General features: G+C 67.4%; 9 protein-coding genes and 5 pseudogenes. 5 read left to right on the top strand and 9 right to left on the bottom strand.

Features of this window, described 5'->3' with window-relative positions; all coding sequences use genetic code 11:
- Window positions 1–80: 80 nt before the first annotated feature.
- Together QT196_RS30005 and QT196_RS30000 are read right to left on the bottom strand one after the other, a co-directional pair.
- Window positions 81–1,289: a serine/threonine-protein kinase gene (locus tag QT196_RS30005; RefSeq protein WP_290356030.1), complete on the bottom strand. Its 1,209-nt coding sequence runs from the start codon at window positions 1,287–1,289 to the stop codon at window positions 81–83.
- A 264-nt stretch (window positions 1,290–1,553) separates the two neighbouring features.
- Window positions 1,554–2,423 carry an IS5 family transposase gene (locus QT196_RS30000; protein ID WP_290356029.1) on the bottom strand — a complete coding sequence of 290 codons (870 nt, stop codon included), beginning with the start codon at window positions 2,421–2,423 and terminating at the stop codon, window positions 1,554–1,556.
- 533 nt (window positions 2,424–2,956) lie between these two features.
- Between QT196_RS30000 and QT196_RS29995 the strand changes: the two genes are divergently transcribed.
- Window positions 2,957–3,673, top strand: coding sequence for a DUF4839 domain-containing protein (locus QT196_RS29995; RefSeq protein ID WP_290356028.1), 717 nt, complete (start codon window positions 2,957–2,959; stop codon window positions 3,671–3,673).
- Window positions 3,674–4,051: 378 nt separating this feature from the next.
- Window positions 4,052–4,417 carry a hypothetical protein gene (locus tag QT196_RS29990; RefSeq protein WP_290356027.1) on the top strand — a complete coding sequence of 122 codons (366 nt, stop codon included), beginning with the start codon at window positions 4,052–4,054 and terminating at the stop codon, window positions 4,415–4,417.
- 292 nt (window positions 4,418–4,709) lie between these two features.
- On the opposite strand, the pseudogene QT196_RS29985 reads toward QT196_RS29990, so the two are convergent.
- The 4 genes and pseudogenes from QT196_RS29985 to QT196_RS29970 all read right to left on the bottom strand — a co-directional run.
- A pseudogene (locus QT196_RS29985) lies at window positions 4,710–5,100 on the bottom strand (hypothetical protein).
- Between the two features lie 447 nt (window positions 5,101–5,547).
- A complete protein-coding gene (locus tag QT196_RS29980; protein WP_168478147.1) occupies window positions 5,548–6,420 on the bottom strand; it encodes an IS3 family transposase in 873 nt (290 codons plus the stop codon).
- A complete protein-coding gene (locus QT196_RS29975) occupies window positions 6,417–6,725 on the bottom strand; it encodes a transposase (RefSeq protein WP_168477819.1) in 309 nt (102 codons plus the stop codon). The genes QT196_RS29980 and QT196_RS29975 overlap by 4 nt, the downstream gene beginning before the upstream one ends.
- 64 nt (window positions 6,726–6,789) lie before the next feature.
- Window positions 6,790–7,299, bottom strand: a pseudogene (locus tag QT196_RS29970) (hypothetical protein); the annotation flags it as partial.
- A gap of 81 nt (window positions 7,300–7,380) precedes the next feature.
- On the opposite strand from QT196_RS29970, the gene QT196_RS29965 reads away from it, so the two are divergent.
- Window positions 7,381–8,946, top strand: coding sequence for a hypothetical protein (locus QT196_RS29965; RefSeq protein WP_290356026.1), 1,566 nt, complete (start codon window positions 7,381–7,383; stop codon window positions 8,944–8,946).
- A gap of 320 nt (window positions 8,947–9,266) precedes the next feature.
- On the opposite strand, the pseudogene QT196_RS29960 reads toward QT196_RS29965, so the two are convergent.
- From QT196_RS29960 to QT196_RS29950, 3 pseudogenes are all read right to left on the bottom strand, one after another.
- A pseudogene (locus QT196_RS29960) lies at window positions 9,267–9,818 on the bottom strand (tyrosine-type recombinase/integrase); the annotation flags it as partial.
- A gap of 8 nt (window positions 9,819–9,826) precedes the next feature.
- Window positions 9,827–10,027, bottom strand: a pseudogene (locus QT196_RS29955) (transposase); the annotation flags it as partial.
- Window positions 10,028–10,035: 8 nt separating this feature from the next.
- Window positions 10,036–10,173 (bottom strand): annotated as a pseudogene (locus QT196_RS29950) (transposase); the annotation flags it as partial.
- A 466-nt stretch (window positions 10,174–10,639) separates the two neighbouring features.
- On the opposite strand from QT196_RS29950, the gene QT196_RS29945 reads away from it, so the two are divergent.
- Window positions 10,640–11,314, top strand: a complete 675-nt coding sequence (locus tag QT196_RS29945; RefSeq protein WP_290356025.1) for an Abi family protein — start codon at window positions 10,640–10,642, stop codon at window positions 11,312–11,314.
- Window positions 11,311–13,365 carry a hypothetical protein gene (locus tag QT196_RS29940; RefSeq protein ID WP_290356024.1) on the top strand — a complete coding sequence of 685 codons (2,055 nt, stop codon included), beginning with the start codon at window positions 11,311–11,313 and terminating at the stop codon, window positions 13,363–13,365. Before QT196_RS29945 ends, QT196_RS29940 begins: the two co-directional genes overlap by 4 nt.
- Window positions 13,366–13,403 lie beyond the last annotated feature (38 nt).

The raw sequence follows: 13,403 nt of genomic DNA, 5'->3' as shown, positions 1-13,403 counted from the left end.
CGCTGTATCCAGGGCCATACCGACGCCCGAGTTCCGCACTGTGTCGGCTCGTTGGCGGGAGGACGGAGGAAGGCAGCGGCTCAGCGCTTCGACCAGGCGAGTGCCGGTCGTCTCGCGTAGCGCTCGCGCAGCTCGTCGGCAACCCTGCGGGAAGCGGGGGGACGGCCCGGCTGCGGTACGGGCTCCGCCGGTCTTCCGCTCCCGGGTTCGGAACCGAGCGCGGTCAAGGGCTCGGGCGATAGCGAGATCTCGACGTTGATCTCGCCCACAGTGTCCGCACCGGGCTGACCAGCGACGGTGGGGACAGGGGTGCTTCGCTCCCCGGCCACCAACTCTTCGCGCAGCAGCCTCTCAAGCGAGTCGAGCCGGTCAAGCATCGGTGCGTCCGGCTGCGGAAGCACCATCGTGGGGTGATCCTTCGCCGTCGTCTCCTGGATCAGCGCGCGTCGCGCGCGGGCTGGACTCGTCCCCAGCAGACGCATGAGATGGGCGCACTGCCGGGTCACCTCCTCCAAAGAGGGGCGTTCGTCCGCTTTGTGCGCCAACATCGACGTCACGACGGGGGCAAGTTCCTTGGGCAGCCCGGAGAGATCGGGGTCGACCTCGGGATTGACCACCTGCGCGGCAACCGCCTCCCACCGGGCGCCGTCGTACGGGTAGTGATCGGTCGCTGCGTAGAGAAGCACCGTGCCCAGGCCGTACACATCGGCGGCCTGCGTCACGTCCACCTCGCCCAAGGCTTGCTCGGGTGGCATGCAGCGCACCGTACCGATGACAGTGCCGGCCTGGGAGAGCGAGCCCTTGGAGGCTCCGAGGAAGGCGCCGAGCCCAAAGTCGATGATCACTGGGCCGAAGTCGCCCAGAATGACGTTCTGCGCCTTCAGGTCGCGGTGGACCAGGCCCACGGCGTGCACGGCAGCAAGGCCCTCGGCTAATAATGCGCCCAGGCTCGCCACGAGTGGCGCGGCGAGAGGTCCTTGGTCCTTCACGAGGTCGGAGAGAGGCCGGCCCGGGACGTAATCCATGGCCAGCCACGGCTCCTCGGCAAACGGGTCCGCGTCGATGAAACGGGCTACACGGCCCGTGCCGGAGGTCGTGCGCGCGATCGTCGCTTCGCGTTCGAAGCGGGCGCGGGTGTGCGGATCCGTGCGGTCGGGCCGGATCACCTTCACTGCGACCGGTTCACCCGCGACGGAGTAGGCGAGGTACACCTCCCCCATACCGCCCGCGCCGAGCCGCCGCTCGACGAGGTACGGACCGATACGCGGCGGCAAAGTTCTGCCGTTCACCGCACCCCCCTGACTCCCGTAATGACAGCGCGACCTCGCTCGGTGCGTGCATCCACGCCGCCGCACAAGAACGGCGTGGGTGATGTGGACACCGACGAATCACTGCTACAAGCGTACTGATCGACATCCCGCCGTAGGAAGCGATCACACAGGACTGGATCGACCCTTCCGGCCTCTGCGTCCGGGACGGGCCGCTGCGGAGGGGTTCCCTGATCTCCGGGGACGGCATTCCATCCGGTTTAGAGGTCGTTTTCTCCCAGTGTTTTATCCCGGAATTAAGTTTTTGGTCTGGGGTGTCGGGTCGCGCCATGTGATGGTGTTCTCGCCGGTGAGGCGGCGGGCCATGAGGTCGGTCATGGCAATGTGGATCATGGCTTCGGAACGGGCAGGCAGGGTCTCGTAGTCACGGGCCAGGCGACGGTGGAGCATCAACCAGCCGTAGGTCCGCTCGACTGCCCACCGCTTAGGGATCGGAGTGAATCCCCTGGTCCCCGGAGTGCGGGCGGTAATCTCCATGTCGATGCCGAGGGTGGCGGCATGCTCGACGAGCTGCCGGCGGTATCCGCCGTCGACCCACACCTTGCGGATGCCGGGGTGCTCGGCGGCGACCTGGTCCAGGAGCTGGGTGCCGGCCACCGAGTCCTGCACGCTCGCCGCTGTGACCAGCACTGCTATCAGGAGCCCGATCGTGTCGGTGACGATGTTCCGCTTCCTGCCCACGATCTTCTTGCCCGCGTCGATACCCTGACTCGAGGCATGAACGCTGGTGGAGGTCTTGACGCTCTGTGCGTCGATCACGCAGGCCGACGGCTCGGCGTCCCGACCTTCCTTCTGCCGCAACAGCTGCCGAAGCAGGCCGTTGAGCTGGGCGAACACGCCCTCCTGCTGCCACTTCGTGAAGTAGCCGTAGACAGTGTTCCAGTTCGGGAAGTCATGCGGGAGGTAGCGCCACTGAACCCCGGTCCGGTCCACGTACAAGATCGCGTCCATGATGTCGCGCAGGTCTTGCTCGGGCGGCCGGCCGAAGTCGAGGGCCCTGCCGTGGCGCTCGAAGCGCCAGGCGGCAAGTACCGGCTCGATCAACTCCCAGCGGGCATCGGACAGATCACTCGGATACGGGCGTCGCGTCGGCATGCTTCCGGCGTACCGCCGCAGACCGAGAGCGCCCAGGCGTACAACGATGACGACGGAAGCACGCGACGCAAACGCCGCGTCTTGGGATGAGACAGACACGAGCCGCATCCTGCCCCACCCGTCACCCCGCACGACCCACATGTCCCAACGGCACCTGCTACCTCTCCTACACCACCATCCGCACTCCAAGAATCGCCCCATATGCAGGCAGCGCAGAAGAAAACGACCTCTTAGATGCCGCTGCATGGCCCTCAGATCGCGGCGGAAGGCGATGTCTTGGTCGTCAACCGGGTTGGGACTTGTTCTGTATCAGAGCATTTCGGAGGTCTGCACACAATGAACCCTTGGAGGGCAGCGTGATTGCGGGAGCGCCTCGGAGAGATGGCCTGCGCGTGACCGCGGGATTCCACGCGTTCAGCGTGCTGCGGATGCCGGTGATGAGTCGCCGGTTCGTGACGCTGGGCTCTTCGCGAAGTCATCTATGCTCGCGCCCAGTTGGTATGACGAGTTCGCTTCAGGGGGCGGGGAGCCGCATGGCCGATGAGATCAAGTACGAGTACAAGGCTGTGCTGACGGTTCGGGGCACCCACGGTTTGGTGATCTCGAAGATGCAGAAGGACGGATGGGAGCTCGTGGAACAGCTCCCAGGCAGACTTCGCACCACCCTCAACTTCCGCCGGCCGAAGAAGCCACTACCGTGGCGTCTGATCGGGGCGGGGGCTGCCGTCCTCGTGGTCTTGGCCGCCAGCATCGGCACTGGCGTTGCGCTCGGCGACGGAGATGAAGAGAAGGGCGCGTCAGCCAGTTCGACGGCCAGCAGCGAGAAGCCTTCCGTTACGCCGCCCGCAGATGAGCCGACTGCCGCTGAGGTGATCACGGCGCGGAACAATCGAGAGTTCGCGGCGTTGTTGAAGGCGGATCCGTGTGACGAAGCGAACGTGAACTTCGCAAACAAGCACGAGGGGCAGACGGTCGCCTTCGACGGGTCGATCAGGCACATGGCGTCCTACGGGGATGACCAGACGCGCTACGACTTCCTTCTCGGCCCGGGCGACAAGGGGCCGCAGACGACGGACGGCCCGAGCTTTAAGTACGAGGACGTCAACACCGGCAACCTGCACCTGACTGGCAAGCAGGTCCCTGCCACCGTTGCAGTTGGCGACAGGTTCCGCTTCGTCGCCGAGGTGATCGAGTTCAACACGATCCAGTGCCAATTCCGCCTCGCCCCGGTCTCGACGGAGACTCGGTAGCCGAAATAGGCAGCTTTCCCATCATGGAGGGGGCTGCCCGATGGAACGGCACCCTCCCCCCCCCCGCGCTCCATCCATTCGAGAGTCTTTGAACTTTCCAACCAGACTGTCAGACCGCAGCGCCATCATTGGTCCATGCCCGCATCCAGCTGTGCCCAGCGGCTCGCCGACCACGTTCAACACCTGCTTGGCAGCGGTCCGTTTCCCCAGCCCGGTGGATGGACCCACATGGGTACTGTCATCTGCGACGTCAGCTTCCAGCCCCGGTGCAGGTACGAGGGGACTCTCCGACCGCGGCTCCTCCATCTGCAATCGAGCTGGCCTGATGCGAGAACAGTCCGAGGCTTCCAGCTCCGGCTCGTCACGGAAGACCTTGCCGTGGCCATGAAGTTCAACCACGCACAGAAGGTCGCGACGGCCCACGCCACCACCGACCTCCTCGCTGCCCACGGGGTCGATACCCGCGAGGACCTCCACACGTGGCTCGATCGTCAGGCCAATCGCGCCGCTCTGCGCACGGTGAAGGGGGTGGGGCCGAAGAGCATCGACTACATCGGCAATCTCGTCGGCCGTTCGCACGTCGCCGTTGACGTACATCTGCGTGCCTTCGCCGTGGATGCTGGTGTTCCGGATCTCCCATACGACCAGTTGCGCGCAGTGTATGAGGAAGCCGCCGTACTTCTCGGGCACGACAAGGGTGCACTGGAGCATGCCGTTTGGCGGCATAGGTCGAAGGCCGCGTAGCCACCCAGCGGGTCTGGCCGTTGTAGGTACGGGTTACACCAGGTGATCTGCTCGTGGGTGATGCGTGGCCGAGTTCGTGGACCTTGTCTCCGGTCTTCTCCTCCCACCAGTTAGCGAGGATCCTGTGGTGGCACCATCGAGGCCAGGCGGAACCGTCCTGTGGCCGGGGAAATTGCCGTGACCCCATGTGCGGGGTCACCTGTTCGATTCGTTTTGCAACTGGAGTCGTGACCGACCTGCCCTCTCGACCTGCCACGCACCAGAAGCCGCGTGTGCAGCTCCGGCATGTCCGTCACGCGGCTGCCAGGGTGCGGGAGGCGAGCTGGGGGAAGGTGTCCTCCCACACAGTGCGCACGGTGCGACCGACCAGGACCCGCAGCACCGGCCACAACTGGAGGAGCAGGTCCGGTTGAGGTAGCGGGGCAGGTCGTCGCGCCGTCCCTCGTGCAGGACAGTGCGGTACAGGCCCACGCGCTGGCGAGTCTTGCTCATGTCATACGAGGTCATCCCGGCCAGGCCATGTGCAGAGGCAGCTCTATGACCCCTTGGATCGGGCCGTGCAACTCCTCCAGCGACTCTGGCAGACGCCGCCGGAACTTCTCCCGGTACAGCGCGAGGTCCTCGGCCTCCGCCCCCGAGAGGTTCTTCGGCATGGGTACGGGGCGCTGTGGGCTGGAGGGCATGCCTCCATTCTGGAGCCGGAGTATTGGCGCGGGTCATGCTGAGCCAGCTGGCCTCTGGAGTGAGCGGGACGGAGCTTGCTGGGGCAGCTGGTCGTGGCAGCACAGTCTGGCCCGAGTGGGGGGACGGCCTGTCGACCGTGACGCTCGTTTGACGCTCTGGGCGCACTCACACTGCACGGCGGGCCGTGAAAGCTGCTCTGACCTGGTCTTTTCCGTGACTCGCTCAGGCCGACATCTTTCCGATGACGCACCATGTGGAGTGCGTTGTGGTGCTGGAGAAGGCGAACAAGGGCGCCTGACCTGCGGTTTTGCGGTGTTCGTCGGCTACTCGATCTGTTTCCGCTCGTCCAACGGGTGAACGGCGACGATCGTCTGTAAAGGCCGCCTGATCTGCGGATTCAGGCAGGTGAGCTTGTTCCGCTTTGACGGACACCATCGGTGTGGTGGTCAGGCTGCGAGTGCGGTCTCGTATTCGGCGGGACTGCGGTAGCCGAGGCTGCTGTGTAGTCGGTGCAAGTTGTACCAGCCCTCGATGAAGTCGAAGATCGCAGTGCGGGCGGTGGCCCGGCTGGGCCAGGAACCCGTGTCGAGCAACTCCCGCTTGATGGTGGCGAAGAACGACTCGGCGAGCGCGTTGTCCCAGCACTGCCCGGTGCGGCCGACGGACAGGCGGACGCCGAACTCCGTTGCCAGGGTGGCGAATTGCTGACTCGTGTACTGACATCCACGATCCGAGTGGAAGATCACTGGCCGGGTGGGACGACGCTGGCGGCAGGCGGATGTGAGAGCGTCCGCGACCAGTTCGGTCCGCAGGTGGTCGGCGGTGGACCAGCCGACGACGCGGCGGGAGGCGATGTCGATGACGGTGGCCAGATAGAGCCAGCCCTCCTCGGTGGCAACGTAGGTGATGTCACCGCACCAGCGTGTGTCGACGCCGTCCGGGTCGGGGGCGAAGTCCCGGACGACGAGGTCGGGCCGGGACGTGGCCCGCGGGTCGGGGATCGTCGTCAGCTGCCGTCGTCTGCGGTGCCGGCCCTGCAGCCCGGCGTTGCGCATCAGTCTGGCGATGCGGCGTCGGCCGCAGTCCTCGCCCTGTCGTTGCAGGGCGGCGTGGACTCGCGGGGCTCCGTAGGTCCCGCGGGACCGCTCGTGAACTTCGGCGATCTTCTCGGTCAGCTCGGCATCGCGGACCGCCCGCGGACCGGTCCTGCCACTGCGGCGGGCGTAGAAGGCGGCTCGGGAGACCTGCAGCAGTTCACACGCGCGCTTGACGTTGTGACCGTCTCGCTTCTCCGCCTCGATGAACGGGTGCACCGTCACCGGGTCTCCTTCGCGAAGAAAGCCGTCGCCCGCTTGAGGACCTCCACGTCCTCCCGCAACCGGCGGTTCTCCCGCCGCAGCGCGGCCAACTCCTCACGTTCGCTGCTGGTCAGCCCATCGCGCTCGCCCGCGTCGACCTCGGCCTGGCTGACCCACAGCCGCACCGCGGTCTCGGTCAGGTCGAAGTCCTTGGCGACCTGACCGACCGAGCGGTCACCACGCCGGCACAGCTCGACGATCTCGGCCTTGAACTCCGACGTGAACGAACGGCGAGGCCGAGGCTTCTTCTTCCCCATGCTCTCCATGATGGACATCCTCCCGGGGCAGAACCCCTGATCTCAGATGTCCGTCAAAGCGCATCAAGCCCAGTCAGCCCACCTGAAGCTCTGCGATGACCTGCTCCGCCATCTGGCGGGCGGGCTCCAACCGAGGGTCCTCCGGGTGTGCATCCGGTCCGAGGATTTTCGCGCACACGAACAGCGTCATCAGCTTGCCGTCCCGGCTCTCGAAGTCGCTACGCCGCTCATGCCGTACTCGGTCGGCCAGACCCGGGACGGCGAGGGAGTTGCCCCACAGCGATGCGGCATCCAGTCCTCGGGGAGCGTTGCCCCAGTCTTCCTAGTCGAAGAGACAGAACGTCGGCCCGGTCATGTTGGCGCAGTTCAGATCCGCATGGGCAGGCGCCCACCGCTCCACAACTGTGTCGAAGGATCCGGTGAAGGCGCTGCTGATGGCCTCGGTAATGCCGGCCTGGGTAATGGTGACGGTGTCCGGCGTGGCTATGCGGATGGTGCGCTGTTCAGCGGGCGCATCCGACGAGGAGTTCAGGGCCTGCCACCCGTCTGGCAGCTGCGGATCAACGGCCAGCACGCTGTCTCCACAGGTAGTCCGCTGCCCGTCCGGTGGTCTCAATTCTCGCTTTATTCACCCGGCGGCGCGAGCCGGTGGCACAGTGGGCTCATGCAGCCGCCTGCCTGGGCGGGGACCGCGGATAACCCGATATCCGCACCCGACGCCTTCGACGTCCCCGTATTCCTCCACCGCAGTTCTCCGCTGACCCCGGCGCCACGCCCCTCCCCCGCACAGGTGGCTTCGGCCCACCAGCCCTGGCCCAAGGGCGCTGGCATCCCTGTAGACGGCGCGTATCTGGTCGGGACGACGTGGCGTGCCCTCCTCGACGCCACGACCACCGTCGGACGGAACATCGGCCCTTGGATCGCTGCCACCCCCCGTCTCGCACGCCGCGAGATCATGGCCCGCCGGTACCCCCTCTCGGCCTACCTCGTCCGCGCCGGGCGCGAGGTCGTGCCCAGCGTCGTCTACTCCCACGGAACTGAGAGTTCGACTCGTAGCGCCTTCGGCTACCACGTCGGCATGACGATGGCCGAGTGGGCCTGCCGGCGGATGGGGCTCGGTCCCACCACGCACGCCGAGAGCGCGGTACCACAGGGGGCGGCACCCGGCTGGGCCAAGACGCCCAGTCTGCCGGACCTGTTCGGCACGCACCCGGCCACGTCCGAGCTCTGGCTGGTCGAGGCGAAAGGGAGCCGCCGGCTCGGCCTGCGCCCCAGGGTCAAGGGAGCGAAGCAACTGGACGTCGGCGCCCTCGTGCCCGTTCCGCACCAGAAGGTGCTGTGCGGCACCAGCTTGGAACGGCGTCTGTTCATGATGATCGACGTTGAGGGCCTACCGAAGACTGGGAACTCCGGTGACGTCTCTGTGGACAACACTGACGAAAAAGCGCTGGGGCAGGACGGCGTCGAGGGCCTACCGAAGACTGGGAACTCCGGTGACGTCTCTGTGGACAGCACTGACGAAGAAGCGCTGGTGCAGGACGACGAGGCGCTCCTGGAGCTCGCTCGGTCGCGCATGCTGACATATCTGGTGCTGACATCGCTCCCCCGGGACGGGTTGCGCATCACGGCTGTCGGCAAGCCCGAGGAAGGATCGGCAGCGCGAGGAGACCTGATCCGACTACTGGAAAGCGACCGCGCGACGACCGAGCTGCGCCGCCACGTCCCTCCTGATGCCGGGGACGAGGCCGTTAGGCAACAGAACGGTCTGGACATGCTGACGGGACGACTGCCGGGAACGGATCTCATGCTCGGGATGTCACGGCGCCTGTACGGCGCATGCCGTGCGCTGGCCTACGCGGAGCGTCGTGTCGTCGCCCGGGTCCGGGAAGAGCGGCCCAAATATCTGGAGGAGCTTCCCCGCGAAGTTCAGCCCGTGGACGGTACAGTCACGCGGATGCCCGAACGACAGATGAGCGATCGCGTGTACGAGGAAAGGATCGCCGAGGTCCAGGAGTACGTGCGGGAAGTCCGAGAGGAACAGCGGGACGACCAGCTCCGGTCCGTACGAGACGGTTTCACGATGGGGGACAGCGGCTCCTGGATGCACCTCATCGATCTGGCTCCGCGCCTCGCACTCCCAAGGGAGGAGGGATTTCTGGAGGCGGCGACCGCAGACACCTACCTCGCGGTCGAGGAAGAGGCGCTCGACCTGGACGACGAGGCCGAATAGCGGCTGCTGGCCAAGACAGATTCGCCGCCGCTGCAAGGCCGAGGCATTCGGCGCTACCAGGGCTGATTCGACTAGCCACGCTTGGCCTCCCGAATGAACCATGGTCTCAATTCTGGTCTCATTCACGCACGTCCGGCACCATTCAGAGGCCCTGCCCTCACCTGCTCCATCGCAGGTACCCCTCCGGACCCCCAGACGAACATTTGGAAAGCGTGTTGGGGCAACCCCTCACGAGTTCGAATCTCGTATCCTCCGCCAGTGCCTCACCGGGCACGATGTCGAAGGGCCCCCTGGAAACAGGGGGCCCTTCGACGTTGTCCTCAGACCTCGTTGTCCTGGTTTTTGTCCACAGGAGGTGTTCCCGGGGATCCCCAGATGACATCGGCGATCTTCCGGGCGACGTCCTTCAGCATGGCGTCCGGCACGTGGAGGTACCGGGCCCGCATGCTCGCGGAGGTGACCGGCTCCCAGCCCATGATCTGGTCGATTACGCGGTCCGGGACACCGAGCAGCATGAGCACGGTGGCGGCTGTGTGACGCGCGTCATGCAGCCGAGCGTCATGGACCCCCGCGTCTTCCAGCAGCCGCTTCCAGTCGTGATCCGTGTTCGGGCTCAGGGGGCCGCCCAGCGGCTTGGTGAACACGTAGTCCGACTCGATCCAGAGATCACCGGCCGCCTTGCGCTCGCGCGCTTGGGTCTCGGCGTGTGCCCGCAGCATGACCACCAGCGGGCCTGGCAGGGGCACGGCACGGCGGCCGGCGCGCGACTTGGTGTTCTTCTTGGTCTCGCGCCGGACCTGTACCTTGTCCGGGCAGAAACCCGGCTTCCGGCCGCAGGGCGAGGCTTCCGGGCACCCGTGCTTGTACCGGGGGCAGCTTCGATGTGGTCGGCGGCGGTGTTGGAGCCTGCGTTGCCGGGCCGCAGCAGGGCGGCCACCGGTTCTCCGGACCCGGTCTGGCCATGGTCGACGAACGCGACGAGCGGATGATGGCCGAAGGTCTTCTTCCAGGTCGCGGTGGCGTCCTGCTTCCCGGAGTGTGCGATGACCAGCACGCCGTCGATGTCCACGATCACCTGGCCGTCAGCGGGTCGGCGATCCGACGCACGGCGACTCCGGGCAGGTAGGCGACCTTGCAGCCTGCATCGCGGGCGACGGTGAGCAGTAGAGCTCCGATGGAGACGGCTTGGTCCACGATCACCAGCACGGTGCCGAACTTCGCGGTCAGCTGGCGAGCGGGGCGCGGGCCGGCAGCCCTTCCTCCTCGATGAGGAGGGGCATGGTGCAGCAGCTTGCTGCTGACCGCGGCCGAGATAACCCTGCCAGCCCCTCGCCCGGCTGTGCGGGAGAGCTAGCGCTTACGGTTCCGTTACTGCCCGCCTGGAACGAGCTGCTGGTGAGAAGTGGGCTTCTCGGGTCCGGGTATCTGTGAATGTGGCACCGGCGGTTGCGCCGCTGCTAGCGTGGACCTTGGTCGAAGTGGTGAACGCCCAGCCTCAGCGGCTGTGTCCCGGGATACAGCTATGCCCCGGAGTCCGCCTGATCGCTGCGGGCGGACCTCGGGGCAGGGAGCCGGATCATGCTTCTTGCCTCGGGCTGTATGCAACCAGGTGCAGTGACAGAAGTTCCAAGGCGTACGCAGAAAAATCTAGCACAGCTATCTGCCATCTGCGTCGGACACAGGGGGCGCAGTGATGCGGAGCGATGAGCAGGAACTGGTACGGGCCATGTCGGCCGAGCGCTTTCAGCCGTTCCTCGCGGTATGCGGGGGCGACGCCACGGTGGCACTGCGCCTGTATGCGTGGGACGCCGAGGTCAGCCGGGCTTTACACAGCATCTTGCGGGACCTGGAGATCTGCTACCGCAACGCCGTCCACCGGCAGCTCGCGGGCAAGTACCGCCGGGACGACTGGTGGAACGACCGGCGCATCCGACTGCACCGGGTCGGCCAGGGCAACATCGCCGATGCCCGGGAGAAGCTGCGCACGATGCGCAAGCCGGACGCTCCCTGCGACGTCGTGGCGCAGTTGTCGTTCGGCTTCTGGGTTGGCCTCTTCGCCAGAGGCGAAGGGCGCCACTACGAGATGCAGCTGTGGAACGCGTCGCTTCAGCACCTCTTTCGGGCGCACGGCATCCGCCGCGATGAACTGCACCTGGAGTTGAAGAGACTTCTGAAGCTGCGGAATCGGGTCGCCCACCACGAGCGCGTCTTCCACATGGAGTTGGAGGACCGCTTCGCCGCCGCGCTCACGCTGATGGGCTACGTCAGCCCCGAGACGGCCGCGCTGCACGAGAAGTTCGGCCAAGTGCCGCAGGTGCTGGCTCGCAAGGAACGAGTGCTGTCCGGAGAGGAGGAGATTCGGCTGTGAGCCAGGGGAACCAGCGGACGCGTAAGAACCGGAACCGGTTCAAGCCGGTGACACTCGGCGAGATCAAGGAACTCGCCAGCGTGGGCCGTCCCACCGTGAGCAACTGGCGCCGCCGACACGCGTCCTTTCCGGCCGCGATGGGCGGCACCGAGAACAAGCCGCTGTTCGACGCGGAGGAAGTCGCCGAGTGGCTGGATACCCGGCCCGTCCCCGACGCGCAACGGCGGGAGGACGGACGTATGCCGACGTACGGAGACCGGTTCCGGGAGGCTCTCCGGTTGCGGCGGTTGGTCGCGCTGAAGCACGACGGCATCTCGGCGGAGACGCTGATCAGGTCTGCCCTGTCGCTTATCGCCGATGCGGCCGCGGGTAACCGGCGGGCTCCGGCCGCGGACGGACAGCTCGGACAAGCGGTGGATGACCTGCTGGACGGTACGGAGACGCCGGGCGCCGCCGCCGACGCGGTGCTCGGCTTGGCCGGCCGGCTCGAATCCGACCTGGCCATAGACGCCACCCCAGCGGTGGTCGCGGAGCTGATCGGCGCGCTGGTCCGCCGCCGCGAGGCCGCCGGTGGGGCCGAATGTGCCCGCCCCTCGGTGATCAACCTGCACGCCGGCACGGGAGAGCTGCTCTTCGCCCTCGACCGTGGTCGGCACGGCCGGATCACCGCGATGGAGGCGGACGGGCTGCGCCGTGAACTGCTGGGCCACCGCCTGCTGGCGCACGGTGTGCGGGGCGTCGACGTGTATGCCGACGTCGCGGCGCTGCGGGCCGACGGGCACACGGTGGCCGACGTCGTAGTCGTCGACCCGCCCTATGCGGCGGGCGAGCGCGAGACGGACGAGGACGGGCCGCTGAGCCGGGCCGTCGAGGCGCTGAATCTGCTCGGGCCCGATGGCACCGCGTACGTGGTCGTGCCGTCGTGGACGCTGGCCCGCCAGAGGACGGGCGTCCGCAGCCCGAACGTCCGGCTGCGGGAGCACCTCTTCATGGAAGACGCGGTGGCTAGCATCGTCCAACTCCCGCGCCGCATACATCCGTTCCGCACCGGTGCGGAACTCGCCCTGCTGGTCCTGCGCCGGGACGCCGGACCGGCCGAGCGCGGCCTGACGCGGGTGGTGGACGGCGACCGGATCGCGCTGCGGACGGGGCTGGGGCAGCGCTGGGCCGAGTTCGTCACCGACGCGCTGAGCACGGCGGACCTCCCGGCGTCCGAAGAGGTCCGTGACATCCCGGTGACGGCCGCGAACCCGCGCGGGGAGCAGCTGCTGGACGGCCGGTCCCTGCTGCCCGCCCACCGGCTGGCCTCCCCCGAGCCGGGACTCGACCACTTCGAGGCGTCCCTGGACGCCCGCCGGGAGGCGGCGGCGGCGCTGCCCGACCTGCGGGAGTGGATCGGCGGCCTGGGCATCGCCAAGCGGGAGAGCCCGGTGCCGCACCGCCGGCTCGACGAGCACGTGCGGGCCGGGCAGTTGAAGCTGCTCCCGGGGCACCGCATCCACTCCGAGGACATCGCCGGCGAGGGCCTGGTCGTCATCGGCCGGGAGGAGATGCTGGGCACACTGCCGATCGGTCGGCGGCGTATCGCGCCGGAGGCGCTGGCCAGCTACCCGCAGGCGGCGGTGACCGAGCGCGGCGACGTCCTGCTGCTCACCGAGCACGGGGTGCGCACCCATGTGGACGACGTGGGCGGCTGCGTCCTGCTGGCGCCGGTGCAGGGCCTGCGGATCACCGCCTATGCGCAGCACCAGCAGCAGCGGGCGACCGGCGGCCTGTGGATCGGCCCGCACCCGCTGGCCCGGCTGCTGGCCGCGCCCAGGAACCAGCATCGCAGCAGCGGTTCGCTGGTGCGGCGTGTCAGCGTACGCGACATGGACCTGCCGCAGCTGCCGCCCGAGGAGATCACCGAACTAGAGGCCGTCCTCGCCGAGACCGACCGGCACCGCGCCGAGGTGCGGCGCCAACTGGACGCGCTGGACACGCTGGCCGAGCGGCTCGCCGCCGGGGTCGCCGACGGTGCGCTGGCGTTGCGGCGGCGGCCGAGCCGGTAGCCGGTGGTCCCATGGGGGAAGCACGAAGTCGAACACGA

The sequence above is a fragment of the Streptomyces sp. P9-2B-2 genome (assembly GCF_030406865.1).
Classification (GTDB): Bacteria; Actinomycetota; Actinomycetes; order Streptomycetales; family Streptomycetaceae; genus Streptomyces; species Streptomyces platensis.
The sequence above is the reverse complement of the archived record's forward strand: the minus strand, read 5'-3'. Positions and strand labels throughout refer to the sequence as shown.